This is a genomic window from Burkholderia alba (assembly GCF_034721475.1).
Classification (GTDB): Bacteria; Pseudomonadota; Gammaproteobacteria; order Burkholderiales; family Burkholderiaceae; genus Burkholderia; species Burkholderia alba.
The window spans coordinates 13,215-39,274 of the sequence record NZ_JAWJWL010000007.1 but is presented as its reverse complement, the minus strand read 5'-3'; the positions used below and the strand labels follow the sequence as shown (position 1 = coordinate 39,274).

Genomic DNA, 26,060 nt, shown 5'->3' with positions numbered 1-26,060 from the left:
GCTTACACTCCTGCCGGAACTTGCTGGTGCCAGTCGGTCGCGCGCTGGAACGCGTCGGCGACCTGCAGCATCCGGGCTTCGTTGAAATAGTTGCCGATGATCTGCAGGCCGACCGGGCGGCGCGCGTTCGCGCCGGCGCCGAAGCCGCACGGCACGCTCATGCCGGGCAGGCCGGCGAGGCTCACCGACAGCGTATAGATATCCGCCAGATACATCTGCACGGGATCGTCGCCCTTCGCGCCGATATCCCAGGCGACCGTCGGCGACGCAGGGCCCATGATCACGTCGCACTGCCCGAACGCTTCCTGGAAATCCTGCGCGATGATGCGGCGGATCTTCTGCGCCTGCAGGTAGTACGCATCGTAATAGCCGTGCGACAGCACGTACGCGCCGACCAGGATCCGGCGCTTCACTTCCGGCCCGAAACCTTCCGCGCGCGACTTCTTGTACATGTCGAGCAGGTCGCCGTACTGCGCGGCGCGGTGGCCGTAGCGCACGCCGTCGAAACGCGACAGGTTCGACGACGCCTCGGCGGGCGCGATCACGTAGTAGACGGGGATCGACAGTTCGGTCTTCGGCAGCGACACCGGCACGAGCGTCGCGCCGAGCGCTTCGTATTGCTTGAGCGCCGCGTCGATCGCCGCGCGCACGTCGTCGGCCAGGCCGGCGCCGAAATATTCGTCCGGCAGGCCGATGCGCAGGCCCGCGAGCGGCTTGCCCGCCGCGCCGTCGGCCGCCCACGGCCGGCCGAGATGACGGGTGAAATCCTCGCCGTCGCGCTCGAGGCTCGTCGAGTCGCGCTCGTCGAAGCCGGCCATCGCGTTGAGCAGCAGCGCGCAGTCGGCCGCGCTCTGCGCCATCGGGCCGCCCTGGTCGAGCGACGACGCGAACGCGATCATCCCGTAGCGGGACACCCGGCCGTAGGTCGGCTTGATGCCCGTGACGCCGGCGAACGACGCCGGCTGGCGGATCGAGCCGCCGGTGTCGGTGCCGGTGGCGGCGGGCGCGAGGCGCGCGGCGACCGCGGCCGAGCTGCCGCCCGAGCTGCCGCCCGGCACGGCTTTCGTGTCCCACGGGTTCTTGACCGCGCCGAACGCCGAATTCTCGTTCGACGAGCCCATCGCGAACTCGTCCATGTTCGTCTTGCCGAGCGTGACCATGCCGGCGGCGGCCAGACGCTCGACGACGGTCGCGTCGAACGGGCTGGTGTAGTTGGCGAGCATCTTCGAGCCGGCGGTGGAGCGCCAGCCGCGCGTGACGAACACGTCCTTGTGCGCGACCGGCAGGCCGGTCAGCGGGCCGGCCGTGCGCTGCGCGAGCGCGGCGTCGGCGGCGCGCGCCTGCGCGAGCGTCAGGTCGGCGTCGACGTGGACGAACGCGTTCAGGTCGCGCGCCGCGTCGATCCGTTGCAGATAGTGCTGCGCGAGCTCGACGGCCGAGTATTCCTTGGCGTCGAGCGCGGCGCGCAGTTCGGTCAGGCTTTTTGCGTGCATTACGTGGGTTTCCTGGATTCTGGGACGCTCGCGACGGGATGCCGAGCGGGAGCGGGACGGGTGCGGGGCCCGGACCTTACTCGATCACCTTCGGCACGAGGTACAGGCCGTCCTGCACGGCCGGCGCCGGGCGCTGGTACGCGTCGCGGTCGACCGTCTCGGTCACCGCGTCCTCGCGCAGCCGCAGTTCGACGGCCTGGATCTGCTCGATCGGGTGGGCGAGCGGGGCGATGCCCGTCGTGTCGACGGCCTGCATCTGCTCGACGAGTCCAAAGAATTCATTGAGCTGGCCGAGCGTATGCTCGGCGTCGGCGTCGGCCATTTCGAGCCGCGCGAGGTGCGCGATGCGTTTCACATCGGTCAGGGTCAGAGCCATGCGGTCACCGGAAGAACAAGGGCTTGCGCAGCGCACCAAAAGCCACTGCGGCAGGGGGTTGGAGGGCTCGATCGAACCCTCAAAAATCGTGGGCGAAGCGGCGAAAATACCGCCCGTTTCGATTCAAATACAGCGAAATTATAAGGTATCATTACGCGTTCGACCCAGACCCGGACTGCCTTTCCCGCGCGGCCGTCCTTCATTCGTGTGGCGCCGCGCGGGCTTGGTGCCAGCCCCGGAAGATTTCACTCGCAGCTTCGCGTTCCTGAGGCGGCCGCTCCCGCCCGATCCGAGGCTGTTATTTTTTCCGCTGCCGCCCTTCGCGCCATATGTCCGCAGGGGCTGGCCCAGAGCGAGACAGGATTCTGAATGTTCGGTTTTTTGCGCAGCTATTTCTCCAACGATCTGGCGATCGACCTCGGCACCGCAAACACCCTCATCTACATGCGCGGCAAAGGCATCGTGCTCGATGAGCCGTCGGTCGTGTCGATCCGCCAGGAAGGCGGCCCCAACGGCAAGAAGACGATCCAGGCAGTCGGCAAGGAAGCCAAGCAAATGCTCGGCAAGGTGCCCGGCAACATCGAAGCGATCCGCCCGATGAAAGACGGCGTGATCGCCGATTTCACCGTCACCGAGCAGATGATCAAGCAGTTCATCAAGACGGCGCACGAGTCGCGGATGTTCTCGCCGTCGCCGCGGATCATCATCTGCGTGCCGTGCGGCTCGACCCAGGTCGAGCGCCGCGCGATCAAGGAAGCGGCGCACGGCGCGGGCGCGTCGCAGGTCTACCTGATCGAGGAGCCGATGGCGGCCGCGATCGGCGCGGGCCTGCCGGTGTCGGAAGCCACCGGCTCGATGGTCGTCGACATCGGCGGCGGCACGACCGAAGTCGGCGTGATCTCGCTCGGCGGCATCGTCTACAAGGGTTCGGTGCGGGTCGGCGGCGACAAGTTCGACGAGGCGATCGTCAACTACATCCGCCGCAACTACGGGATGCTGATCGGCGAGCAGACCGCCGAAGCGATCAAGAAGGAAATCGGCTCCGCGTTCCCGGGCTCCGAAGTCAAGGAAATGGAAGTGAAGGGCCGCAACCTGTCGGAAGGCATTCCGCGCAGCTTCACGATCTCCAGCAACGAAATTCTCGAGGCGCTCACCGATCCGCTGAACCAGATCGTGTCGTCGGTGAAGATCGCGCTCGAGCAGACGCCGCCGGAACTCGGCGCCGACATCGCCGAGCGCGGCATGATGCTGACGGGCGGCGGCGCGCTGCTGCGCGATCTCGATCGCCTGCTCGCCGAGGAAACCGGCCTGCCCGTGCTGGTCGCCGAAGATCCGCTCACCTGCGTGGTGCGCGGCTCCGGCATGGCCCTCGAGCGCATGGACAAGCTCGGCAGCATCTTTTCCTACGAGTGATCGTCTAAGCAAGACATGACGCACGCGCGGCGCTCCCGGCTCGACTGTTTCGGCCGAACCGCCGCGCGTTTTGCGCGTCTGAGCATCATTTAACCGATCACGCGCCCGGCGCCGACCATGGAATACAGTCCGCCGCCCCTCTTCAGGCAAGGTCCATCCGCTCTCGCGCGGCTGATCTTCTTTGTCGCGCTGGCTATCGCGCTCCTCATCTCGGACGCGCGCTTCAACACGCTCGAAATCGTCCGCGGGGTGCTCGGCACCGCGCTGTATCCGCTGCAGCGCGCCGCGCTCGTACCGCGCGACCTGTTCATGGGCGCCGCCGACCTCGCCGCCACCGGCGCGTCGCTGCGGCACGACAACCAGCAGCTGCGCAGCCGCAACCTGCAACTGTCGCTGCAGGCCAACCAGGCCGCGCAGCTCGCCGCCGACAACGCGCACCTGCGCGCGGTGCTCGATCTGCGCCAGCGGGTCTCCACGCAATCGACGCCGGTCGAAATCCAGTACGACACCAGCGACCCGTTCTCGCAGAAGGTCGTGATCGGCCACGGCTTGCAGGCGGGCATCCAGGACGGCTCGCCCGTCGTCAGCGAAGACGGCGTGATCGGCCAGGTCACCCGCGTGTTCCCGCTGCAGTCGGAAGTCACGCTGATCACCGATCGCGATCTCGCGATTCCCGTGCAGGTGCTGCGCACCGGCCTGCGCAGCGTGATCTACGGCACGCCGAAGGGCGACACGCTCGATCTGCGCTTCGTCCCGACCAGCGCCGACGTGCTGGTCGGCGACGAACTGGTGACGAGCGGGCTCGACGGCGTGTATCCGCCGGGGCTGCCGGTCGCCAAGGTCGTGCGGGTCGACAAGCTCGCCGACACCGCGTTCGCGCACGTCATCTGCATGCCGGTCGCCGCCGTTCGCGGCGCGCGCGAGATGCTGGTCCTGCATTATCAGAACGATCTCCCGCCGCGTCCGGCCGACCCCGAGCCGGCCGCGAACGACAAGAACGCGAAGGGCAAGAAAACCCCGAAGGGCTCGGACAAGGCCGCGAAGCCCGCCGACAGCGCAGCCGCATCCGCCAGCGGCAAGTCGACCGCGGCCACCGCGCAGACCCGCCCGGCGGGCGCCGCGAAGCCCGCCGCCCCCACCAGGCCCGAGCTCGCGCCGGCGCAGGGAGCCAAGCCATGAGCCGCCCGCAATACATCCTGCAGCCGGTCAATCCGTACTTCATCGTCTTCAGTCTCGCCGCCGCGTTCCTGCTGAACCTGATGCCGTGGGGCCGGATGCCGGGCGTGCCCGACTTCGTGGCGCTCGTCGTGCTGTTCTGGAACATCCACCAGCCGCGCAAGGTCGGGATGGGCATCGCGTTCCTGCTCGGCATCCTGATGGACGTCCACGACGCCGGCCTGTTGGGCGAGCACGCGCTGGCCTACACGCTGCTGTCCTACGGCGCGATCACGATTCACCGCCGGGTGCTGTGGCTGCCGCTCGGCGTGCAGATCTTCTACGTCGCGCCGCTGCTGGTGCTCGCGCAGCTCGTGCCGTTCGTGATTCGCCTGCTGATGGGCGCCGCCTTTCCCGGCTGGGGCTACCTGATCGACGGATTCGTCGAGGCGGCGCTGTGGCCGATCGCGAGCCTGCTGCTGCTGATGCCGCAGCGCCGTCCGGTCGATCCGGACGATACCCGGCCGATCTGAGCCGCGCCGCCCCCAGGAACCGCATGAACGCCCGCGCCCCGCTCGCCCGCCCGCTTCACGCCAGCGCCGGGCGGGACGGGCGGCTTTCCCTTCACCCGTGACCGCATGACCGAATTCAAGGACACCCAGCAGCAGCTCTCGAAGTTCCGCGTGCGCGTCGCCGCGGCGGGCCTGTTCGTGTTCGTCTGCTTCGGGCTGCTCGCCGCGCGCTTCTTCTACCTGCAGGTCTGGCAGCACGGCAAGTACGCGCTGCAGGCCGAGGAAAACCGCATCTCGGTCGCACCGATCGTGCCGAACCGCGGCATCATCACCGATCGCAACGGCGTCGTGCTCGCGAAGAACTACTCCGCGTACACGCTCGAAATCACGCCGTCGAAGCTGACCGACACGCTCGAGAACACGATCACCGCACTCTCCGCGGTGGTGCCGATCGATGCGCGCGACCGCCGCCGCTTCAAGAAGCTCCAGGAGGACTCGAAGAACTTCGAGAGCCTGCCGATCCGCACCCGGCTGACCGACGACGAGGTCGCCCGCTTCACCGCGCAGCGCTTCCGCTTCCCCGGCGTCGACGTGCGCGCGCGCCTGTTCCGCCAATACCCGCTCGGGCCCACGGCCGCGCACGTGATCGGCTATATCGGCCGGATCTCGAAGCGCGACCAGGACAAGATCGACGCGATGAGCGACGAGAACGACAGCGACCCGGAAACCTACGATCCGCGTCGCGACGCGAACAACTACAAAGGCACCGACTACATCGGCAAGGTCGGGGTCGAGCAGAGCTACGAAACCGAACTGCACGGCATCACCGGCTTCGAGGAGGTCGAGGTGACGGCGGGCGGCCGCCCGGTGCGCACGCTGTCGCGCACCCAGGCGACGCCCGGCAACAATCTCGTGCTGTCGCTCGACATCGGCCTGCAGCAGGTCGCCGAGCAGGCGTTCGCGGGCAAGCGCGGCGCGCTCGTCGCGATCGAACCGAAAACCGGCGACGTGCTCGCGTTCGTATCGTCGCCAAGTTTCGACCCCAATTCATTCGTCGACGGAATCGACCAGCAGACCTGGGACGAGCTCAACAATTCGCCCGACAAGCCGCTGCTGAACCGGCCGCTGCACGGCACCTATCCGCCCGGCTCGACCTACAAGCCGTTCATGGCGCTCGCGGGCCTCACGCTCGGCAAGCGCACGCCGGGCTGGGGCTTCCAGGATCCGGGCTATTTCACGTTCGGCGGCCACACGTTCCGCAACGACGTGCGTTCGGGCCAGGGCTGGGTCGACATGAACAAGGCGATCATGGTGTCGAACGACACCTACTTCTACATGCTCGCCCGCGACCTCGGCGTCACGGCGATCGCGAACTTCATGAAGCCGCTCGGCTTCGGCCAGCTGACCGGCATCGACATCCAGGGCGAGGCGCGCGGCATCCTGCCGTCGCCCGACTGGAAAAAGAAAACCTTCAAGAAGGCCGCGCAGCAGAAGTGGTTCGACGGCGAGACGATCAGCCTCGGGATCGGCCAGGGCTACAACTCGTTCACGATCCTGCAGCTCGCGCACGCGACGGCGACGCTCGCCGACAACGGCGTGGTGATGAAGCCTCACCTCGTGAAGGAGATCGAGAATCCGATCACCCGCGAGCGGCACCTGACCGTGCCCAAGGAAAGCGCCATGCTCCCGCTCAAGCAGTCGGACATCGACGTGGTGAAGCGCGGGATGGAGAACGTGGTCGAGAACCCGTCCGGTACCGGCTACAAGATCTTCCGCGGCGCTCAGTACATGGCGGCGGGCAAGACCGGCACCGCGCAGGTGTTTTCGCTGCAGGGCGGCAACTATCACGGCCACCTGCTCGCCGAGCATCTGCGCGACCACGCGCTGTTCATCGCCTATGCGCCCGCCGACAATCCGCAGATCGCGGTCGCGCTGATCGTCGAAAACGGTGGCTGGGGCGCGCAGGCGGCCGGCCCGATCGCGCGCCGCGTGCTCGATTTCTATCTGGTCGACCGCAAGAATCCGGTCACCGAGGCCGCCGCGGTGGCCGCCGCCGCATCGGCCACCGAGCCGATCAACGCACCGGTGATCGGCGATGCGGCGAAGCCCGCGACCGTTGCCGCCGGCTTCAAGGCGCTGCCGCAGCCGGTCGTCGCATCGGCGGCGAGCGCGCCGGGGGCGCCCGGGACGGTTGCGCCGGCATCCGCCGCGGCGGATGCGCCGGCGGTATCGGCATCGGCCCCGGCCAACGCCGCCGCCAGCGCCACGGCCGCCAGCGCGCCGACTGCCCGCAAGCTGCCGCGCAAGCCGCGCCGCGCGCCGGCCAGCGATGCAGCGCCGGCCGCCGTGGTCCCGCGCGACGACGGCCGCACCGACAAGCCGGCGCGTACCGGCATCGACGATTAACGGAGACAGGCATGCAATTCGACAAGCGCGCCTCGTTCGACAAGGTCAGGCAGATGTTCGCGGGCTTCGACCGCCCGCTGGCGCTGATCGTGTTCCTGCTGCTGTGCGTCGGCATCGTCACGCTCTACAGCGCGAGCATCGACGTGCCCGGCCGGGTGGAGGACCAGCTGCGCAACATCGTGCTGACCTTCGTGCTGATGTGGGTAATCGCCAATATTCCGCCGCCGACGCTGATGCGCTTCGCCGTGCCGCTGTATACCTTCGGCGTCGCGCTGCTGGTGGCGGTCGCGCTGTTCGGGATGACCAAGAAGGGCGCGAAGCGCTGGCTCAACGTCGGCGTGGTGATCCAGCCGTCCGAAATCCTCAAGATCGCGACGCCGCTGATGCTTGCCTGGTACTACCAGCGCCGCGAAGGCAGCCTGCGCTGGTACGACTTCATCGTCGCGTTCGGCATCCTCATGGTGCCGGTCGGCCTGATCGCGAAGCAGCCGGACCTCGGCACCGGCCTGCTGGTGTTCGCGGCCGGGCTGTTCGTGATCTACCTCGCCGGTCTGTCGTTCAAGCTGATCGTGCCGGTGCTGGTGGCGGGCGTGATCGCGGTCGGCTCCATCGCCGTGTTCGAGGAACGGATCTGTCAGCCCGACGTGGTCTGGCCGCTGATGCACGACTATCAGAAGCACCGCGTCTGCACCTTGCTCGATCCGACCTCGGATCCGCTCGGCAAGGGCTTCCACACGATCCAGGCGGTGATCGCGATCGGCTCCGGCGGCCCGCTCGGCAAGGGCTATCTGAAGGGCACGCAGGCGCATCTGGAATTCATTCCCGAAAAGCACACCGACTTCATCTTCGCGGTGTTCTCCGAGGAATTCGGCCTTGCCGGCGGGCTGACGCTGCTGGTGCTCTACATGGCGCTGATCGCGCGGGGCCTCTTCATCGCCGCGCAGGGCGCGACGCTGTTCGGGCGGCTGCTCGCCGGCTCGCTGACGCTGGCGTTCTTCGTCTATGCGTTCGTCAACATCGGGATGGTGAGCGGCGTACTGCCGGTGGTCGGCGTGCCGCTGCCGTTCATGAGTTACGGCGGCACCGCGCTCACGACGCTCGGCATCGCGGTCGGGCTCATCATGAGCGTCGGGCGACAGAAAAGGTTGATGAAGAGCTGATCGAAGCGGCGCGCGATGCGCCGCTTTTTCATTGCGGCCGGGCTCCGGAAGCGCTCGCCGGCGCCTGCGCCCTGAGCGCGGCGCTCAGCTCCTTGAACTTGAGCCCCGCCGCCTCGTCACCCTGCGCGGCCGCCGCCGCGTAATACGCCCGCGCGATGTTCAGGTTCGGCACCACGCCGTCGCCGCCGCGCTCGTAGAACGATGCGGTCACATACTGCGAAGTCGGATCGCCCGCATCGGCCGCCTGCTTGTACCAGATGAACGCCTGCCGATTGTCGCGCGGCGTGCCGCGGCCGTCGAGGAACTGGTTCGCGAGCGCGAGCTCCGCCTGCACGTGCCCCTGCCGCGCCGCCTTCAGGAACCAGCGGTGCGCTTCGGCCGGATCGCGCGCGACGAACTGGCCGTCGTCGAACATCGTTCCGTATACATACTGCGCGTGCGACATGCCCGCGTCCGCCGCATGCCGGAGCCAGCGCAGCCCTTCCGGCACGTTGGCCGTCACGCCTTCGCCGGTGAGCAGCATCATCGCGTAATTGAATTCCGCGAGCCGGTTGCCGCGCTCGGCCGCATCGTGGAACTGCACCAGCGCGGCGCGATAGTCGCCCGCGTTATAGTCGGCGACCGCCGATTCCGTTTCATGCTCGGCATCCGGCTGCGCGCGCGGCGCGGACGCCTGTGCGCCGGCACCGGCGCTCGCCAAGCCCAGCGCCGCGCCGCACAAGGCGCCGCACCCGACGCGACGCACGAGCCGCCGCCAGTCCCCGTTTCGTCCCGGCGCGTTCATGCCCGCACCTCCTGCAGCGCCTGCCGCGTCGCGCGCAGCAGCCACACGACGTCCGCCGACAGCGCGATCACCCGGAATCCGGCCTCGCGGTACTGGCGCGCGCCGGCGCTGTCCGAGGCGAAGATCCCGACCGGCACGCCGGCTTGTCGGCCCGCCGCCAGCACGCGCGCGACGGCGGCGATGACGTCCGGATGCCGGCCGTCGCCGAGATGCCCGAGGCTCGCGGCCAGATCCGCCGGCCCGACGAACAGGCAGTCGACTCCGGGCGTCGCGGCAATCCGCTCGACCTGGTCCAGCGCACGCGCCGATTCGATCTGCACGATCGTTGCGATCTGCGCGTTGGCGGTCTGCACGTAGTCGCGCCGCATTCCGTACCCGGCCGCCCGCACCATGCCCGCCACGCCCCGCAGCCCGTCGGGCGAATCCGGCGACGGATAACGGGTCAGCCGGATCGCATCCAGCGCTTCGTCGACGGTTTCAATGTTCGGAAACATCAACGTGCGCGCGCCCGCGTCGAGCACGCGCTTGACGAGCCACGGCTCCTTCGCCGGCACCCGCACGACCGGCTCGCTCGGCAGATGAGCGGCCGCCACGGCCCGCAACTGGGCGGCGACGTCGCGGCTGTCGTTCGGCGCATGCTCCATGTCGATGCACAGCCAGTCGAACCCGGCGTGCGCGAGCGCTTCGGCCGAGGCTTCGCTGCCGAGCGACAACCATAGGCCGAACAGCGGCTCGTCGCCTTCGCGCAGGCGCGCTTTGAGGGAATTGGTGAGGGTGCTCATCGGACGGTCTCCCGGGTTCCTCGCGGACGGCGGAACGGCACAAGACAGACAAGCCGGGGAGCTGAGCGGATAACGGAGCAGGGCGCGCCGGCGGTCTCGCCACGCAGGCGGACTCGCCGATCATACCGTGACAACGGCGGCGGCGTGGCGGTGGGAAGGGGAGAGAAAACCCGGCGTCGAGCACGCCGGGTGCGAGGCGGGAAGGGCGGCCGACACCGGCCGCGCCGAGGGCGGCTTACTTGCCCGGTGCGCGCTCGACGTCGGCCCAGCAGTTCGGCGTCTCGTACAGACGCACGCGCTCGAGCCGCAGGTTCACGCCGTAATGCGCGTCGTAGACGTTGGCGAGGATGTCGAACGCGACCGCCGCGAGATTCTCGACGGTCGGGATGCGGTCCAGCACGATCGTCTTGTGGTCCGCCATCTTCTCGAGGAACGAGCGGACGACGTCGTCGCGCGCATACACGAGAAACGCGTGGTCCCACTTGTTGACGAGATGCTCCATCGCGAGCGCCTTCACGTCCGCGAAATCCATCACCATGCCGCGGTCCGGCGCACCCTCGGTATCGACGAGATCGCCGCGCAGCGTGATTTCCAGCACATAGCGATGGCCGTGCAGGTTGCGGCACTGGCTGCGGTGGTCGGGGATGCGGTGGCCCGCGTCGAATTCGAGTTTTCGGGTAATCAGCACAATGAATGAAGCTCGCGGCTCAGGGAATGTTCAGGTATTTGTGGGTCTGCATCGACAGGCGCCACTGCGGATGGCGTTTGCACCAGTCGATCGCGAGCTTCGTGTTGAAGTCGCGAGCGGGACCGTCCATCGGCTGCACGAGGTAGTACTCGAAGTCGAGCTTCGCGTACTCGGCGAGGCGCTGGTTGTCCTGCGGCACCACCACCTTCAGCTCGTTGCCCTTCGTGACCACGAGCGGCGCGTCGGCCTTCGGGCTCACGCAGATCCAGTCGATCGATTCGAGCACCGGCAGCGAGCCGTTGGTTTCGATCGCGATCTCGAAGCCGGCCGCGTGCAGCGCGTCGACGAAAGGCTGATCCAGCTGCAGCATCGGCTCGCCGCCCGTGCAGACGACGAAACGGTTCGCCTCGCCCGCCGGCCACAACGATGCGATCGTCGCGACCAGCGCGGCGGCGTCCTTGAACTTGCCGCCGTTCTCGCCGTCGGTGCCGACGAAATCCGTATCGCAGAAGCGGCACACGGCATCGGCGCGGTCCTCTTCGCGGCCCGACCACAGATTGCAGCCGGCGAACCGGCAGAACACGGCCGGACGCCCGGCATTCGCGCCCTCGCCCTGCAACGTGTAGAAGATTTCCTTGACCGCGTACGTCATTGCGCTTCGCCCGGCTTGCGCCGCATGCTTCCTCTGGTTGAATCGGGCCGTTTTCCGGCCGGTGTTTGCCGCGCGCCGCCGCGCGGCGTCCGTATCAGAACGGCGCTTCCGTCACCTGCTCGCCCTTCAGATACGCGTCGTAGCCGCGCTTGCGCAGCTTGCACGCCGGGCACTCGCCGCAGCCGAAACCCCAGTCGTGCAGCTCCGCGCGCTCGCCCACGTAGCAAGTATGCGTATCGACGCGGATCAGCTCGACCAGCTCGGCACCGCCAAGCTGCTCGGCGAGCCGCCACGTATCGGCCTTATCGAGCCACATCAGCGGCGTTTCGAGCACGAAGCGCGTATCCATGCCGAGATTGAGCGCGACCTGCAGCGCCTTCATCGTGTCGTCGCGGCAGTCGGGGTAGCCCGAGAAATCCGTCTCGCACATCCCGCCGACCAGCACGCTCAGGCCGCGGCGATAGGCGATCGCGGCGGCGATCGTCATGAACATCAGGTTGCGGCCCGGCACGAACGTGTTCGGCAAGCCGTTCTCGGCCGTCTCGATCTCGATCGCGCGCGTCATCGCCGTGTCGCTGATCGAGCCGAGCACCGACAGGTCGATCATGTGATCGTCGCCCAACCGCTCCGCCCACTGCGGAAAACGCTGCTTGAGCGCGTCGCGCACCCCGTCGCGGCATTCCAGTTCGACGCGATGCCGCTGCCCGTAATCGAAGCCGAGCGTTTCGACGGTCCGATAACGCGAAAGGGCCCAGGCAAGGCATGTGGCCGAATCCTGGCCGCCTGAAAACAACACGAGCGCGCCATCCTTGGCGTCTGTCCGAATCACCGTGATACTCCGTGAATGATGAGGGCCCGCGCCGCGCTGCGCCCGAAGCGGCCTCTTGCCGCCGAGCGGCCCGGCGCGTGCCGGCCAGGCCGGCTCATGCAGTATAGGCAGCGCCCGACAGCCGGAAACGGTCCGGCGCTTATACCGATGATCGCGGCGGGCAGGAACCCATACACGGGACCGGCGCCCTACCCAGGCGTCGAAACGAAAAAAGGACTTGCGGCGCCCGGATGCGCATCCTCAAGTCCTTTAAGTCTTTGAGACAGCGAGGATTTTATCACGCCGCCCCCAACTCGACCGAGGGTCGATGGACCTTGCCCACAAACGAAAAACCCCAAGAATCAGCCGATTCTTGGGGTTGGATACTGCTGGTGGCCTGGGACGGAATCGAACCATCGACACGCGGATTTTCAATCCGCTGCTCTACCAACTGAGCTACCGGGCCACGGAGAAGAAAGAGTATAGCAAAGGGACTTTCGCTGCTCAAGCCCTTTGACCAATTTTTTTACACCGGGCCTTCGGCCGGCTTCTTGCCCAGCTCGACGCCCAGCTGCTTGAGCTTCCGGTACAGGTGCGTGCGCTCGAGGCCGGTCTTTTCCGCAACCCGCGTCATGCTGCCGTTTTCACGGGCGAGGTGGTACTCGAAGTACGCGCGCTCGAATGCATCGCGCGCCTCCCGCAGCGGGATATCGAACGGGATCGCCGCCGTCTGGCCCGCGAGCCCGAGCGCCGCGCCGGCCTCGTCGCCCAGCGTCGGCAACGCTGCCGCCGACGCCACCGACGACGGCCCCGCCGCCGGTTTCGCGGCCGGATTCACCGGCACCGGCGCGGCGCCGCGCGCGAGGCCGTGCTCGACCGCCTTCAGCAGCTTCTGCAGCGCGATCGGCTTCTCGAGAAAATCGAGCGCGCCGATCTTGGTCGCCTCGACGGCCGTGTCGATCGTCGCGTGCCCGGACATCATGATGACCGGCATCGTGAGTTGCCCCTGGCTCGCCCACTCCTTGAGCAACGTGACGCCGTCGGTATCCGGCATCCAGATATCGAGCAGCACGAGATCGGGCGCCTGACGCAGCCGGTAGTCGCGCGCGGCCTGTGCGTTCTCCGCCGCCTCCACGACATGTCCTTCGTCGCTGAGGATCTCCGAGAGCAATTCCCGGATGCCCATTTCATCATCTACCACCAGGATGGTTGCCATTTACGCTGCCTTTGTCTGCACAGTTGCTTTTGTCTTCGCGGGTGCCGTTCCGCCGTTCGCTCCGCCCTCGGAGCCCGTCGCGTCGTCCGCCATCTGCAGGAACAGGATCGAGACCTGCGCGCCTTCCACGACCTCGCCCTGCATGCGGTTGCGCAAATCGATCCGTGCGCCGTGCTCGTCGACGATCTTCTTCACCGTCGCGAGACCCAGCCCCGTGCCCTTCGCTTTCGTGGTCACGTAAGGTTCGAACGCTCGCGTCAGGATGCGCGCCGGAAAGCCCGGCCCGTTGTCGGAAACCGTCAGCCGCACCGCGACGCGCGTCTTTCCGTCGGCATCGGCGTCGCCATATTCTACTGTCTTGGTTTCGAGCGACACACGTGGATGCTCGACATCCGCCACCGAATCCTGCGCGTTCTGCAGCAGATTGTGGATGACCTGACGCAGTTGCGTCGCATCGCCGCGGATCACCGGCAACGCCGCCTGCTCGACCACGATCGTGCTCTTGCTTTCGCCGACACCGTACAACGTCAGCACTTCGCTGACCAGATCGTTCAGCTGCAGATTCGTCAGCACCACGGGCGGCGTGCGCGCGTATTCGCGGAAATCGTCCACCATCCGCTTCATCGCGGCCACCTGATTGACGATCGTCGTCGCACCGCGCTTCAGCACCTCGGCATCCGGCGGCGCGAGCTTGTCGGACAGCTTCATCTCCAGGCGCTCGGCCGACAGCTGGATCGGCGTGAGCGGATTCTTGATCTCGTGCGCGAGACGCCGCGCGACTTCGCCCCATGCGACCGAGCGCTGCGCGGAAATCACGTCGGAGATGTCGTCGAACACCACGACGTAGCCGGCCGTCTGCGGATCCTCCGCCTGTCCCTCGATCGCCGACACGAGGCGCGTGCCCCGCACCAGCAGCGTCAGCGGATCGGATTCGCCCGGCACCTCGACCGCGAACTGCTGCTGCCAGTGGCCGCGATCCTCGCCGCCGCCCCGGCCCGCCGCCTCGCGATCCGCGAACGCCTTGCGCACCATCGCGGCGAACCCCGCGACCACGCCGATCTGGTCGAGCGTCGTGCCGATCAGCGGGTTGAACGGCTGCCGGAAAATCCGGTCGGCGCCGCGATTCACGGTGGTGAGGCGAAATTGCCGGTCCAGCACGAACACGCCCGCCGTCAGGTTCGCGAGAATGCTTTCGAGATAGGTTTTCGAATGCTCGAGCGCGACGCGGTTCTTCTCGACCGCGAGACGCGCCTCGGAAAGCTGCCGGGTCATCGCATTGAACGATTGCGTGAGAAAGCCCAGCTCGTCGCGCGTCTTGATCTCGCGCTTCGGCGTGTAGTCGCCCTCGGCCACTTCCTTCGTGCCCTGCGCGAGCAGGAACAGCGGCCGCGCGAGCTGGTTGCCGAGCGCGAGCGCGATCATCATCGCGATGAAGGTGGCGAGGAACAGCGCAAGCGTCAGCGTGCCGATATACATCTTGCGCAAGCCGCTGCGGCCGAGCGACTTCTCCTGGTATTCGCGGTACGCGCGCTGCACCGCGTCGGCGTTGCGCGCGAGCGTCGGCGATACCGGCTGCGTCAGTTGCAGGTAGCGTTCGGCGGGCTGCAGCAGCAGCGTGCTCGAATCGGGAATCCGCTGCACCACGCGCAGCCGCAACGCCCCCTTCGAGCCCTGCGCGCGCGGATCGCCGTCCACCTCGCCTTCGATCGCCGCGTAGCCGCCATGCTCGCGCGCCTGGCTCAGCATCAACGGCGTCGGCATGTCGTCCGGAATCAGCGCGGCGAAATTGCCCGACGCCTGCGCGATGATGTGCAAGTCGGGCGCCGCGCCGGCGCCGTTGCGGCCGGGTTCGACGATCGTCGCGTCCTGCACGCCGAACTGGTCGCGCAGGCGCAGCAAGGTCAGGGTCGTGCCGTTGGTGTTGGTATCGGCGCTCGCCAGTTGCTCGGCCATCAGACGACCTTTCGTCTGCAGGTCGGACAGCGACGTATCGAGCATCCCGCGCCCCAGGTTGAGGCCGGCCGTCAGCGCGGTTTCGACGTTCACGTCGAACCACGATTCGATGCTGCGCGACACGAACTGATACGACACGATGTAGATGATGCCGCCCGGCACCACGCCGACCAGCGTGAAGAAGATCGCGAGCTTCGCGAGCAGCCGGGTGCCGAACTTGCCCTTGCGCAGGCGCACGACGATCATCCCGACCAGCCCGAGCACGACGAGCAGGAACACCATCGCGACGATGATGTTGGACGCGTACAGCCACGAATAGTAGCGGTCGAAGAATTCCGTGTTCGCGCTCGCGGCGGCGAGCAGCACCAGCAGCAGCAGCGCGGTGATCGCGACGGTGGAGACGATCACGCGGATCAGGAGGCTTTTCCCGCTGGTCGCGCGGCGTACCCTATTTAGCACGTTCGGCCACCGTGAAGGTAAAGCGCTTCCAGTCGGAAACGAGGCTCCAGTCGCGGTTGTTCACCGCGTCCACCTGGAACGGCTTCGGCATCAGCGCCGTATCGAGCTGCATCCGCACGGAGGCCGTGTAGGTTTCCCCGCCGCGCACCTGGCTCTTGTCGATCACGTGCCACGAGGTCACGTGCTTCACCACCGCCAGCGCCTCCTTCAGCGAGCTGAAGCCCAGCTGCAGGCCGCCCGTCGACACGCGGTACTCGCGGGTCAGCGGCTGGAACGACAAGCGGATGGTCTGCGACACCGAGACCGGCTGTTCGTCGAACCAGTACCAGCGGGCGCGGCTCAGCTCGAAATCGGTCGTGAAATACAGCGGGATGCCCTTGTTGACCGCATCTTCGAGACTGCTGTTGAGTTCGAAGTCGAAGCGGGCGTCGAGGCTCCAGCCGCTGCCGTCGGATTGCAGCGACGCGCGCTGCACGGCGATCGGCTCGGCGTGCGCAGGCGCGACGACGGTCAGGCACAGCGCGAGCGCCACCAGGAGCACGGCCGCGAGCCGAAGTGGAAAGAGGTGTTTGATCGTCACCGTTTCTGAAAGCGCGCGTAGAAAAATCCGTCGTGATCGGTGTTCTGGCGGGGCCCGCCCTCGTCCGGAACGGCTTGCGGGCCGCCCGCGACGGCCCGCGGCAAAAGCTGCCCGGGCGCGTCCAATCGTACCGCATCTTGATAGGCGTCTCCAAACCAGCGTGCCTGCATCTCCCCTTCTTCGGGAAAGATCGAGCACGTAACGTAGAGCAATTCGCCGCCTGATTTCAGAAGCGGCCACAGTGCCGCGAGAATCCGCCGCTGCTCGGCGACGAGCGCCGGGAGATCGGAGGGCCGGCGCAGCCAGCGGATGTCCGGATGCCGCCGCACGATGCCGGAAGCGGAGCAGGGCACGTCGGCGAGAATCCGGTCGAATGGCCGGCCGTCGTGCCACCGCGCGGGGTCGCCCGCGTCGCCGAGTTGCACGTCGGCCGTCAGCGACAGACGCGTCAGATTCTCGCCGATACGCGTCGCGCGCACCGGATCGCTTTCGAGCGCAACAACGTCGATATCGGCCAGTTCGAGCAGATGGCCCGTCTTGCCGCCGGGCGCCGCGCACGCATCGAGCACCCGCATCCCGTCGCGCGCCCCGAGCCATTCGGCCGCGAGCTGCGCGCCGGCATCCTGCACCGACACGTCTCCCGCCGCGAAACCCGGGATGCGCTCGACCGGCAGCGGCGAGGCGAGCCGGATCGCGGAGCGGCCGACCGGCACGGCGTCGATCTGCGCGGCGCGCAACGTCGCGAGATACGCGTCGACGGTCGTACGGCGCGCATTGACCCGCAACGTCAGCGGACCGGGCACGTTGCCGCAGGCAAGAAGGTCTTGCCATGCGTCGGGCCACGCCTGTGCGACCGCATCGACCCACCATGCCGGATAGTTCCAGTGCGCGGACCGGTCGCTCCGCATCTGCGCAAGGAGCGCCTCCCGCTCGCGCAGGAAACGGCGCAGCACGGCATTGACGAGACCCTTCGCGAACGCTAGTTCGCGGCGCGCGCCGACCGCCGTGACCGCCTGATCGACAACCGTGAACGGCGCGTAGGCCGCGTGCTCGCCGTCGTCCAGCAGCAACGCGAGCGCGCACACGAGTAGCGCCCGGACAGCGTCGTGCGGCGGCTTGCTGACCAGTTTCGCGACCAGCCACTCCGCCGAGCCTTGCCGGCGCATCGTGCGATACGCGATATCCTGGATCGCGCCGCGCGCGACCGCCCGCGCCTCGTCGTGCAGCCCCGCCTGCACGGCCGCCAGCGCGGCAGGCAACGCGGTACCCCGGCTGACGGCGTCGACCGCCTGCGCGGCGCCGTCGAGCGCGAACCCGAGCGAGTCGGGAACCAGATGCAGCGGCGACAGACGCGCGACGCGTGCTCGAGCGGGCGCGCCGGGCGCACGGGATTGGGAAGAACGTGTTTGAGTCATTGAACGGATAGCGGCGGCGAACCGGCGGCGGGCAACGGCCCGCGCGGCCTGAAACGAAACATTGTAGCGCGCTGTGCCGCGCATTTCGGGGAGTTCAAAACGACGAACCCCGCAGCGCGGAGCGTGCGGGGTTCCTGGTTACGTCCATTGTGCCGGGGCGCGCATCGCGCAACCGGCACGCCGCGATCAGTCCATGCGGCCGGTGCGCGCCATTTCCATCAGGCGCGCGACGCGCTCCTCCGTCGCCGGGTGCGTCGAGAACAGCTTGGAGATCCCGCCGCCCGCCAGCGGATTCATGATCATCATCTGCGCGGTGGCCGGGTGCGCCTCGGCCGCCGGGAACGGAATGCCGGACGCATAGCGATGGATCTTGTCGAGCGCCGACGCAAGCGCCTGCGGATCGCCGGAGATCTGCGCGCCGCCCCGATCCGCCTCGAATTCGCGCGCGCGCGAAATCGCCATCTGGATCAACGCGCCCGCAATCGGCGCGAGCAACGCGACCGCGATCCCCGCGATCGGGTTGGTCGGGCGACCGTTTTCATCGCGGCCGCCGAAGAACATCGCGAAATTCGCGAGTGCCGAGATCGCGCCCGCCATCGTGGCGGAGATCGTCGAGATCAGGATGTCGCGGTGCTTCACGTGCGCAAGCTCGTGCGCCATCACGCCGCGCATCTCGCGCTCGGACAGCACCCTCAGGATGCCGGTCGTAGCCGCGACGGCCGCATGCTCCGGATTGCGGCCGGTCGCGAACGCATTCGGCGCGTCCTCGTTGATCAGGTACACGCGCGGCATCGGCAAATTCGCGCGGGTGGCAAGCTCGCGCACCATCCGATAGAACTGCGGCGCGCTGGCCTCGTCGACTTCCTGCGCGTTGTACATGCGCAGCACCATCTTGTCGGAGAACCAGTACGAGAAGAAATTCATGCCGAGCGCGATCAGCAGCGCGAGCATCATGCCGCGCGACCCGCCGATCATCCCGCCGATCACGACGAACAGGGCCGTGATCGCGGCCATCAGCATCGCCGTTTTGACCCAATTGAACATATTCCACTCCTTATCCGTATGCGGACACCACCGCGCGCCTCACTGGCGGCAGCGAATTGATTGTAAGCGATTTGTTAGATAAGGGCGTATCGAGAAAATTCAATATCACCGCTGCGTGGCCGCGAGTTTGAGCCCCAGTCCGACGAACGCACTGCCGACGCCACGATCCAGCCACTTCTTCACGGCGGGCTTGCCCGAGAAGCGCGCGGTCACGCTGCCGGCAATCCACGCGACGAGGCATGCCCAGGTCGTGCTCATCAGGAAGAACACCACGCCGAGGGTCAGGAACGCCAGGATCTTGTGCGGGCTGTCCGCGGACACGAACTGCGGGAAGAACGACACGAAGAACAGCACCACCTTGGGATTCAACACGTTGGTGAGGAAACCCTGCGCGAACAGCTGGTGCAACGATTTGTCCTGACCCCGTTTCAACGGCTCGGCTTGCGCCGCCGGCGCCGATTTAGTCAGGATGAGCCGCACGCCCAGATAAATCAGGTAGACCGCCCCGACGATCTTGATGACGGTAAACGCGGTGGCCGAGGCGGCCAGGATCGCCGTCAGGCCGAACGCGCATGCGAGCGCGTGCACGCAGCACCCCGCCGAAATACCCAGCGCCGACATCAAGCCCGCGCTGCGCCCCTGCGCGACGCTGCGCCCGACGATATAAGCAGTGTCCGGCCCCGGCGTGATGTTCAGAAGAAAGACCGCGACGACGAACAGGCCGAGATGGGTGATGCCGAACATGACGATCCTCTGAGACCGGTGGGGAACACTGGAATTCTACGCGCGCGACCTGCGGCGCGCGACCTGGCCGTCCAGCCGATGACGTGGGCCCGGACGCTTCGAGCGAGCCGAATGCCGCGGGCTCAGGACACGTCGGACGGCGCGAAGCGCTGGCCCGCGCTCAGCGGCGCGCCGGCGAGGAATTCGCGCGCGGGCAGCCGCTTGCCGCCGGGCTTCTGCAGTTGCGTCACGCGCAACGCCCCCTCGCCGCATGCAATCACGACGCCGTCCGGGCCGGCGTCGACGATCGTGCCGGGTGCCGCCGCGCCGCGCGCCGGCACCGGTTCGGCCGCCCAGAGCTTGAGCGCAGCGCCGTCGAGCACGCCGACGCCGCCGGGGAACGGATCGAACGCCCGCACCTGGCGCGCCAGCACGTCGGCCGGCTTGCGCCAGTCGAGCGCAGCCTCGTGCTTGCCGATCTTTTCGGCATAGGTCACGCCGTCGGCCGGCTGCGGCGTAGCCGCGAGCACGCCCGTGCGTTCCAGTTCGGCCAGCGCGTCGACGATCAGCCGCGCGCCTTCGGCCGCCAGCTTGTCGTGCAGCGTCGCGGTGGTTTCGTCCGGCGCGACGGCGAGGCGCGCCTCCTGCAGCATCGCGCCGGTGTCGAGGCCCGCGTCCATCTGCATCAGCGTCACGCCGGCCTCGGCGTCGCCGGCCTCGATCGCGCGATGGATCGGCGCCGCGCCGCGCCAGCGCGGCAGCAGCGAGGCGTGAATGTTGATGCAGCCGTGGCGCGGAAGGTCGAGCACCTCCTGCGGCAGCAGCAGGCCGTAGGCGGCCACCACCATCACGTCGTGCGGCGTCGCGCGCAGCGTGTCGAGCGCGGCGGCGGCCTCGGCCGGGAACTTGCCGGCGCGTCGCAGCGACGGCGGCTGCGCGACCGTCATCCCGTGTTCGAGCGCGTAGCGCTTGACCGCGCTCGCCTGCAGCTTCATGCCGCGTCCGGCGGGGCGGTCGGGTTGCGTGAGCACGAGCGGCACCGGGAACCCCGCGTCGTGAATCGCGGCGAGCGCCGCGGCGGCGAATTCCGGGGTTCCGGCAAAAATGACGCGCAACGAATGTGTCATGGGCAAGGGCATCGAGGGCGATGACGCGCGTTACATCGCGCGTTCGAGTTTCTTCATCTTCGTCTTGATCCGCGTCTGCTTGAGCGGCGACAGATACTCGACGAACACGCGCCCCATCAGGTGATCCATTTCGTGCTGGATACACACCGCGAGGAGGCCCTCGCAGTCCAGTTCGAAGGCTTCGCCCTTCTCGTTGAGCGCCCGCACCTTGACGCGGTCCGCCCGTTCCACTTCGTCGTAGATGCCGGGCACCGACAGGCAGCCTTCTTCGTAGATCTGCTTGTCGTCGCTCGACCAGACGAGCTCCGGATTGATGAACGCGCGCAAATCGGTCTTGTCGTCGGAAATGTCGATGACGATCACGCGTTCGTGCACGTCGACCTGCGTCGCGGCAAGACCGATGCCGGGCGCCGCGTACATGGTTTCGGCCATGTCGGCGACGAGCTTGCGGATCCGGTCGTCGACCTGCGCGACCGGGGCGGCCACCTTGTGCAGCCGTTTGTCGGGGTAATGGAGGATGTTCAGCAAAGCCATGATGTCAAAGTTCGGTAGTGACGAATGAGGTGCCCGTGTCGGCCATTCGGCCGGCTGGCGCAGCCTCCGCGCTGCCGTGAAGATGAGGCTGGGAACACGCGGAATCCGTGCAGGCGGAACCGCGTCGGGCAATCCGCCGCGGGCCGTCGCGCGTGGCACTTCGTTCTATTTCGGATGATGAAAATTTTAACATGGCATCACGCGGCCCGCAGGCCGCGCTTCTGGAGGGATCTGTCATGTCGCCGCAGCCGCTAAGCGCCGGCGAGCTGGCAAGCTGGCTGCGGTTCGCCCAGGCGCCCGGCATTCCGGCGGCCGCGCGACGCGCCCTGCTCGATGCGTTCGGCTCACCGGACGCGCTGTTCGGCGCATCGCATGCGGCGCTCGCCGCACAGGCCGGCGACGCCGTGGCGCGCGCGGCGCACACGCCGCCCGGCGACGATTTCGAGCGTTGCGTCGCGCATACGCTCGACTGGCTCGACCAGCCCGGCAACGCGCTCGTTACGCAGTGTGACCCGGCCTATCCGCCATCGCTCGCGGCCCTCCACGATCCGCCCCCGCTGCTATATGTAAAGGGCCGTCTCGATCTGCTGCATGCGCGCGCCGTCGCGATCGTCGGCAGCCGCAACGCAACCCCGCAAGGGCTGGCCGATGCCGAACGCCTCGGCCGCGAATTGTCGGACGCGGGTCTCGCCGTCGTCTCCGGACTGGCGAGCGGCATCGACGGCGCCGCGCACCGCGGCGGCCTGGCCGGCGCGAGCAGCACGATCGCGGTGATCGGCACCGGCGCGGATCTGGTCTATCCGGCCCGCCACCACGCGCTCGCGCACGATATCGCCGTCCGCGGCGCGATCGTTTCCGAATGGCCGCTGCGCACGCCGGCGCGCGCCGCGCACTTCCCGCAGCGCAACCGGCTGATTGCCGCGCTCGCGGGCGGCGTGCTGGTCGTCGAGGCGGCGCTGCGCTCCGGCTCGCTGATTACCGCCCGGCTCGCCAACGACATGGGGCGCGACGTGTTCGCGATACCGGGCTCGATCCACGCGGCGCTGTCGCAGGGCTGTCACGCGCTGATCCGGGACGGCGCGAAGCTCGTCGAAACCGCCGCCGATGTGCTCGAGGAGTTTGGTTTGACGAGGATGGCGCCGTCCGCGCCGGCGAAACGCGCGCCGCCCGCCGGCCGCGCAGGCGACGACGAGGAAGCCTTGCTCGCCGCTATCGGCTACGGCCCGGTCCCGCTGGAACTGCTCGCCGGACGCACCGGCTTCGCGGACGAGCAGTTGCACCGGCTCCTGCTGCAACTGGAGCTCGCGGGACGCGTCACGAGCCTGCCCGGCGGCCGCGTGACCCGGCTCGACGCCGCGCCCGATCCGACGCAAGCGCGCACGGTCCCCGCCGTGCTAAATTCCGGCGAATAGGCACCTGCCATATCGCCGCCACCTTACGAAGCAAGGAACCGCAATGCCCGCGCTGAATCTCGACACCGATGCCGATCGGATCGCCGAGCGTCTCCGGAATCCCGCGACGCTGCTCGTCGCCTGTCTGTGCGCCGAATGGTGCGGCACCTGCCGCGACTACCGCGCCGCCTTCAATCGGCTCGCCGACGCGCACCCCGAATTCTGTTTTGCGTGGATCGACATCGAGACGCACGCCGACCAGCTCGACGACCTCGACGTCGAGAACTTCCCGACGCTGCTGATCGAAGATCAGTACACGGTGCGCTTTTTCGGCACCGTGCTTCCGCACGCAACCATCGTCGAACGGATGCTCGCCGATCTGAGCGCGGTCCCCGGCGTGCCGCATGCACCGAAACTGCGCAACCTGCTCGACGCACCCGCCTGACCCCGCGTCGCGCCCGCGCACCGCTTTCACTCCAGGTTTACGCTGCCGAGGCGCCGGCAGGCTTGCCGCCGCCTCGGCCCCCACTTATGATGACCCGCTTTTTGCACGCGCGAACCGCCGTTGCGGCGTCGTGTGCTATAAAGCCGTCGTAAAAGGGCCCACAACCGGCCTGCCCGGTCTACCAACATACCTCTGTCATGTCCAAAGCACTCATCATTGCGGAAAAGCCTTCTGTCGCGAACGACATCGCGCGCGCTTTGGGCGGCTTTACCAAGCATGACGAATATTACGAAAGCGACGAATACGTCCTGTCGTCGGCAGTCGGCCACTTGCTCGAAATCGCCGCGCCCGAGGAATACGAAGTCAAGCGCGGCAAGTGGAGCTTCGCGCATCTGCCTGTCATCCCTCCGCATTTCGACCTGAATCCGATCGCAAAAAGCGAGTCGCGCCTCAAGGTGCTGACGAAGCTGATGAAGCGCAAGGACGTCGAACGCCTGATCAACGCATGCGACGCGGGGCGCGAGGGCGAGCTGATTTTCCGTCTGATCGCGCAGCACGCGAAAGCCAAGCAGCCGGTCCAGCGCCTCTGGCTGCAATCGATGACCCCCGCGGCCATCCGCGACGGCTTCACGCACCTGCGCAGCGACCAGGACATGCAACCGCTCGCCGACGCCGCGCGCTGCCGCTCGGAGGCCGACTGGCTGGTCGGCATCAACGGCACCCGCGCGATGACCGCGTTCAACAGCAAGGGCGGCGGTTTCTTTTTGACCACCGTCGGCCGCGTTCAGACGCCAACGTTGTCGATCGTCGTCGAGCGCGAAGAGAAAATCCGCCGGTTCGTGCCGCGCGATTACTGGGAAGTGCGCGCGGAGTTCGTCTGCGCGGGCGGTTTCTACGAAGGCCGCTGGTACGACCCCAAATTCAAGAAGGACGAATTCGATCCCGAGAAGCGCGACTCGCGGCTCTGGAGCCTGCCGGCCGCTGAAACGATCGTGGCGGCCTGCCGCGATCAGATCGGCAAGGTGTCGGAGGAATCCAAACCGTCGACCCAGTTGTCGCCGCTGCTGTTCGACCTGACGAGCCTGCAGCGGGAAGCGAACGGCCGCTTCGGGTTCTCGGCGAAGAACACGCTGGGCCTTGCCCAGGCGCTGTACGAGAAGCACAAGGTGCTCACCTATCCGCGTACCGACGCGCGCGCGCTGCCGGAGGACTACCTCAGCACCGTGCAAAGCACGCTCGAGATGCTGAAGGAGAGCAACAACTACCTGCCGCACGCGAAGAAGGTGCTCGACCAAGGCTGGGTGAAGCCGAACAAGCGTATCTTCGACAACTCGAAGATTACCGATCACTTCGCGATCATCCCGACGCTGCAGGCGCCCAAATCGCTGTCCGAGCCGGAACAGAAGCTTTACGACCTCGTCGTGAAACGCTTCCTTGCCGTGTTCTTCCCGGCGGCCGAGTACCGGGTGACGACCCGCATCACCGAAGTCGCGGGCCATCACTTCAAGACGGAAGGCAAGGTGCTGGTCGAACCGGGCTGGCTGCAGGTGTACGGCCGCGATGCCGAAGGCGCCGACGCGAACCTCGTCCCGGTTCAGAAGGACGAGAAGGTCAAGACCGACAAGATCGCCGCACACGGCCTCACGACCAAGCCGCCCGCACGCTACTCGGAAGCGACGCTGCTGTCCGCGATGGAAGGCGCGGGCAAACTGGTCGAGGACGACGAGCTGCGCGAGGCGATGGCGGCGAAGGGGCTCGGCACGCCGGCCACGCGCGCCGCGATCATCGAAGGCCTGCTCGGCGAGAAATACCTGCTCCGCGAAGGCCGCGAACTGATCCCGACCGCGAAGGCATTCCAGTTGATGACGCTGTTGCGCGGTCTCGGCGTGAAGGAACTCACCGCGCCGGAACTGACGGGCGAATGGGAATACAAGCTGTCGCAGATGGAGCGCGGCAACCTGCCTCGCGATGCGTTCATGCAGGAAATTGCCCGCATGACGCAGACCATCGTCAAGCGCGCGAAGGAATACGATTCCGACACGATCCCGGGCGACTACGCGACGCTCGAAACGCCGTGCCCGAACTGCGGCGCTCAGGTGAAGGAGAACTACCGGCGCTTCGCATGCACGAAGTGCGAGTTCTCGATCTCGAAGATTCCGGGCAGCCGCCAGTTCGAAATTCCCGAAGTCGAGGAGCTGCTTCAGAAGAAGGAAATCGGGCCGCTGTCGGGCTTCCGCAGCAAGATGGGGCGTCCGTTCTCGGCGATCCTCAAGCTGTCGTTCGACGACGAGACCAAGAACTACAAACTCGAATTCGATTTCGGCCAGGACCAGGGCGGTGAAGACGGCGAGGCGCCGGACTTCTCGGCGCAGGAAGCGGTCGGCGCCTGCCCGAAGTGCGGCGGGCGCGTGTTCGAACACGGCATGAGCTATGTGTGCGAGCACTCGGTCGCGAATCCGAAGACCTGCGACTTCCGGTCGGGCAAGGTGATCCTGCAGCAGGAAATCGCCCGCGAGCAGATGGCGAAGCTGCTGACCGAAGGCCGCACCGATCTGCTGCCGAACTTCAAGTCGTCGCGCACCGGCCGCAACTTCAAGGCGTATCTCGTCAAGCAGCCGGACGGCAAGATCGGCTTCGAATTCGAGAAGAAGGAACCGAAAGCGGCGGCGGCGAAAAAAACCGCAGCGAAATCGTCCGCCAAGGGCGACGAAGCGGTCACGGAAGGCGCACCGGAACCGGTGAAGGCGAAAAAGGCCGCGCCGGCCCGCAAGACAGCCGCGCGCAAGACGCCGGCCCGCAAGACCGGCTCCTGATCCTCGGCCGCCCGGCGCATGCCGGGCACCTTGCCTCGCCCAGTAAAAAGCGCGGACCCAAACCGGGTCCGCGCTTTTTTGTTGCCTGCGGCAGTGGCGCGGCTGCCCGCGAAGACAGCCTGCCTCGATGC

General features: G+C 67.3%; 23 protein-coding genes and 1 tRNA gene. 8 read left to right on the top strand and 16 right to left on the bottom strand.

Going from position 1 to position 26,060, the window contains the following annotated elements:
* Positions 1 to 2: 2 nt before the first annotated feature.
* Together gatA and gatC are read right to left on the bottom strand one after the other, a co-directional pair.
* The gene (gene gatA / locus RZR99_RS09575; protein WP_323119513.1) at positions 3 to 1,493 is read right to left on the bottom strand and encodes an Asp-tRNA(Asn)/Glu-tRNA(Gln) amidotransferase subunit GatA; all 1,491 of its coding nucleotides are present in this window, start codon (positions 1,491 to 1,493) and stop codon (positions 3 to 5) included.
* A 76-nt stretch (positions 1,494 to 1,569) separates the two neighbouring features.
* Complete coding sequence (gene gatC / locus RZR99_RS09570) at positions 1,570 to 1,869, bottom strand: Asp-tRNA(Asn)/Glu-tRNA(Gln) amidotransferase subunit GatC (protein ID WP_323119512.1); 300 nt, start codon at positions 1,867 to 1,869, stop codon at positions 1,570 to 1,572.
* Between the two features lie 369 nt (positions 1,870 to 2,238).
* Between gatC and RZR99_RS09565 the strand changes: the two genes are divergently transcribed.
* From RZR99_RS09565 to rodA, 5 genes are all read left to right on the top strand, one after another.
* On the top strand, positions 2,239 to 3,282 hold the full coding sequence (locus tag RZR99_RS09565) for a rod shape-determining protein (RefSeq protein ID WP_004189550.1): 1,044 nt from the start codon (positions 2,239 to 2,241) through the stop codon (positions 3,280 to 3,282).
* Positions 3,283 to 3,399: 117 nt separating this feature from the next.
* The gene (gene mreC / locus RZR99_RS09560) at positions 3,400 to 4,461 is read left to right on the top strand and encodes a rod shape-determining protein MreC (RefSeq protein ID WP_323119511.1); all 1,062 of its coding nucleotides are present in this window, start codon (positions 3,400 to 3,402) and stop codon (positions 4,459 to 4,461) included.
* Positions 4,458 to 4,970: a rod shape-determining protein MreD gene (gene mreD / locus RZR99_RS09555; RefSeq protein ID WP_323119510.1), complete on the top strand. Its 513-nt coding sequence runs from the start codon at positions 4,458 to 4,460 to the stop codon at positions 4,968 to 4,970. Before mreC ends, mreD begins: the two co-directional genes overlap by 4 nt.
* Before the next feature lie 105 nt (positions 4,971 to 5,075).
* Complete coding sequence (gene mrdA, locus RZR99_RS09550; protein ID WP_323119509.1) at positions 5,076 to 7,355, top strand: penicillin-binding protein 2; 2,280 nt, start codon at positions 5,076 to 5,078, stop codon at positions 7,353 to 7,355.
* An 11-nt stretch (positions 7,356 to 7,366) separates the two neighbouring features.
* Positions 7,367 to 8,515 (top strand): rod shape-determining protein RodA, encoded by a 1,149-nt coding sequence (gene rodA, locus RZR99_RS09545; RefSeq protein WP_323119508.1) that lies wholly within the window; start codon positions 7,367 to 7,369, stop codon positions 8,513 to 8,515.
* Positions 8,516 to 8,543: 28 nt separating this feature from the next.
* On the opposite strand, the gene RZR99_RS09540 is transcribed toward rodA, so the two are convergent.
* The 14 genes from RZR99_RS09540 to def form a co-directional block, all read right to left on the bottom strand.
* On the bottom strand, positions 8,544 to 9,299 hold the full coding sequence (locus RZR99_RS09540; protein ID WP_323119507.1) for a tetratricopeptide repeat protein: 756 nt from the start codon (positions 9,297 to 9,299) through the stop codon (positions 8,544 to 8,546).
* Positions 9,296 to 10,081, bottom strand: coding sequence for an HpcH/HpaI aldolase family protein (locus RZR99_RS09535; protein WP_323119506.1), 786 nt, complete (start codon positions 10,079 to 10,081; stop codon positions 9,296 to 9,298). Before RZR99_RS09535 ends, RZR99_RS09540 begins: the two co-directional genes overlap by 4 nt.
* Before the next feature lie 235 nt (positions 10,082 to 10,316).
* Complete coding sequence (queD, locus tag RZR99_RS09530; protein ID WP_323119505.1) at positions 10,317 to 10,769, bottom strand: 6-carboxytetrahydropterin synthase QueD; 453 nt, start codon at positions 10,767 to 10,769, stop codon at positions 10,317 to 10,319.
* A gap of 19 nt (positions 10,770 to 10,788) precedes the next feature.
* Positions 10,789 to 11,421: a 7-carboxy-7-deazaguanine synthase gene (gene queE / locus RZR99_RS09525; RefSeq protein WP_323119504.1), complete on the bottom strand. Its 633-nt coding sequence runs from the start codon at positions 11,419 to 11,421 to the stop codon at positions 10,789 to 10,791.
* Positions 11,422 to 11,515: 94 nt separating this feature from the next.
* Positions 11,516 to 12,250 carry a 7-cyano-7-deazaguanine synthase QueC gene (queC, locus tag RZR99_RS09520; RefSeq protein ID WP_323119503.1) on the bottom strand — a complete coding sequence of 245 codons (735 nt, stop codon included), beginning with the start codon at positions 12,248 to 12,250 and terminating at the stop codon, positions 11,516 to 11,518.
* A gap of 369 nt (positions 12,251 to 12,619) precedes the next feature.
* Positions 12,620 to 12,695, bottom strand: a tRNA-Phe gene (locus tag RZR99_RS09515).
* 60 nt (positions 12,696 to 12,755) lie between these two features.
* Positions 12,756 to 13,445 (bottom strand): response regulator transcription factor EsaR, encoded by a 690-nt coding sequence (gene esaR / locus RZR99_RS09510; RefSeq protein WP_323119502.1) that lies wholly within the window; start codon positions 13,443 to 13,445, stop codon positions 12,756 to 12,758.
* Positions 13,446 to 15,857: a sensor histidine kinase EsaS gene (esaS, locus tag RZR99_RS09505; protein WP_323119501.1), complete on the bottom strand. Its 2,412-nt coding sequence runs from the start codon at positions 15,855 to 15,857 to the stop codon at positions 13,446 to 13,448. It abuts the gene before it with no gap.
* Positions 15,847 to 16,437 (bottom strand): DUF4390 domain-containing protein, encoded by a 591-nt coding sequence (locus RZR99_RS09500; protein ID WP_323119500.1) that lies wholly within the window; start codon positions 16,435 to 16,437, stop codon positions 15,847 to 15,849. The genes esaS and RZR99_RS09500 overlap by 11 nt, the downstream gene beginning before the upstream one ends.
* A complete protein-coding gene (rsmB, locus tag RZR99_RS09495) occupies positions 16,434 to 17,852 on the bottom strand; it encodes a 16S rRNA (cytosine(967)-C(5))-methyltransferase RsmB (RefSeq protein ID WP_323119499.1) in 1,419 nt (472 codons plus the stop codon). The genes RZR99_RS09500 and rsmB overlap by 4 nt, the downstream gene beginning before the upstream one ends.
* Before the next feature lie 186 nt (positions 17,853 to 18,038).
* On the bottom strand, positions 18,039 to 18,896 hold the full coding sequence (gene htpX, locus RZR99_RS09490; protein WP_323119498.1) for a zinc metalloprotease HtpX: 858 nt from the start codon (positions 18,894 to 18,896) through the stop codon (positions 18,039 to 18,041).
* A gap of 105 nt (positions 18,897 to 19,001) precedes the next feature.
* Positions 19,002 to 19,640, bottom strand: a complete 639-nt coding sequence (locus RZR99_RS09485; RefSeq protein WP_323119497.1) for a LysE family translocator — start codon at positions 19,638 to 19,640, stop codon at positions 19,002 to 19,004.
* Positions 19,641 to 19,762: 122 nt separating this feature from the next.
* A complete protein-coding gene (gene fmt / locus RZR99_RS09480; RefSeq protein ID WP_323119496.1) occupies positions 19,763 to 20,746 on the bottom strand; it encodes a methionyl-tRNA formyltransferase in 984 nt (327 codons plus the stop codon).
* Between the two features lie 30 nt (positions 20,747 to 20,776).
* The gene (gene def / locus RZR99_RS09475) at positions 20,777 to 21,280 is read right to left on the bottom strand and encodes a peptide deformylase (protein ID WP_323119495.1); all 504 of its coding nucleotides are present in this window, start codon (positions 21,278 to 21,280) and stop codon (positions 20,777 to 20,779) included.
* Between the two features lie 236 nt (positions 21,281 to 21,516).
* Between def and dprA the strand changes: the two genes are divergently transcribed.
* The 3 genes from dprA to RZR99_RS09460 all read left to right on the top strand — a co-directional run bounded on the left by dprA (position 21,517) and on the right by RZR99_RS09460 (position 25,929).
* Complete coding sequence (gene dprA / locus RZR99_RS09470) at positions 21,517 to 22,692, top strand: DNA-processing protein DprA (protein ID WP_323119494.1); 1,176 nt, start codon at positions 21,517 to 21,519, stop codon at positions 22,690 to 22,692.
* Between the two features lie 43 nt (positions 22,693 to 22,735).
* Positions 22,736 to 23,116, top strand: a complete 381-nt coding sequence (locus RZR99_RS09465; protein WP_323119493.1) for a thioredoxin family protein — start codon at positions 22,736 to 22,738, stop codon at positions 23,114 to 23,116.
* A gap of 197 nt (positions 23,117 to 23,313) precedes the next feature.
* Complete coding sequence (locus RZR99_RS09460; RefSeq protein WP_323119492.1) at positions 23,314 to 25,929, top strand: DNA topoisomerase III; 2,616 nt, start codon at positions 23,314 to 23,316, stop codon at positions 25,927 to 25,929.
* The last annotated feature ends 131 nt before the right edge of the window (positions 25,930 to 26,060 follow it).

Coding starts and splice junctions, on each gene's coding strand:
- RZR99_RS09460 (WP_323119492.1), top strand. CDS start 23,314: ATGTCCAAAGCACTCATCATTGCGGAAAAGCCTTCTGTCGCGAACGAC.
- rodA (WP_323119508.1), top strand. CDS start 7,367: ATGCAATTCGACAAGCGCGCCTCGTTCGACAAGGTCAGGCAGATGTTC.
- mreC (WP_323119511.1), top strand. CDS start 3,400: ATGGAATACAGTCCGCCGCCCCTCTTCAGGCAAGGTCCATCCGCTCTC.
- esaR (WP_323119502.1), bottom strand. CDS start 13,445: ATGGCAACCATCCTGGTGGTAGATGATGAAATGGGCATCCGGGAATTG.
- gatC (WP_323119512.1), bottom strand. CDS start 1,869: ATGGCTCTGACCCTGACCGATGTGAAACGCATCGCGCACCTCGCGCGG.
- mreD (WP_323119510.1), top strand. CDS start 4,458: ATGAGCCGCCCGCAATACATCCTGCAGCCGGTCAATCCGTACTTCATC.
- mrdA (WP_323119509.1), top strand. CDS start 5,076: ATGACCGAATTCAAGGACACCCAGCAGCAGCTCTCGAAGTTCCGCGTG.
- RZR99_RS09485 (WP_323119497.1), bottom strand. CDS start 19,640: ATGTTCGGCATCACCCATCTCGGCCTGTTCGTCGTCGCGGTCTTTCTT.
- rsmB (WP_323119499.1), bottom strand. CDS start 17,852: ATGACTCAAACACGTTCTTCCCAATCCCGTGCGCCCGGCGCGCCCGCT.
- fmt (WP_323119496.1), bottom strand. CDS start 20,746: ATGACACATTCGTTGCGCGTCATTTTTGCCGGAACCCCGGAATTCGCC.
- RZR99_RS09535 (WP_323119506.1), bottom strand. CDS start 10,081: ATGAGCACCCTCACCAATTCCCTCAAAGCGCGCCTGCGCGAAGGCGAC.
- gatA (WP_323119513.1), bottom strand. CDS start 1,493: ATGCACGCAAAAAGCCTGACCGAACTGCGCGCCGCGCTCGACGCCAAG.
- dprA (WP_323119494.1), top strand. CDS start 21,517: ATGTCGCCGCAGCCGCTAAGCGCCGGCGAGCTGGCAAGCTGGCTGCGG.
- queE (WP_323119504.1), bottom strand. CDS start 11,421: ATGACGTACGCGGTCAAGGAAATCTTCTACACGTTGCAGGGCGAGGGC.
- RZR99_RS09565 (WP_004189550.1), top strand. CDS start 2,239: ATGTTCGGTTTTTTGCGCAGCTATTTCTCCAACGATCTGGCGATCGAC.
- RZR99_RS09465 (WP_323119493.1), top strand. CDS start 22,736: ATGCCCGCGCTGAATCTCGACACCGATGCCGATCGGATCGCCGAGCGT.
- def (WP_323119495.1), bottom strand. CDS start 21,280: ATGGCTTTGCTGAACATCCTCCATTACCCCGACAAACGGCTGCACAAG.
- RZR99_RS09540 (WP_323119507.1), bottom strand. CDS start 9,299: ATGAACGCGCCGGGACGAAACGGGGACTGGCGGCGGCTCGTGCGTCGC.
- htpX (WP_323119498.1), bottom strand. CDS start 18,896: ATGTTCAATTGGGTCAAAACGGCGATGCTGATGGCCGCGATCACGGCC.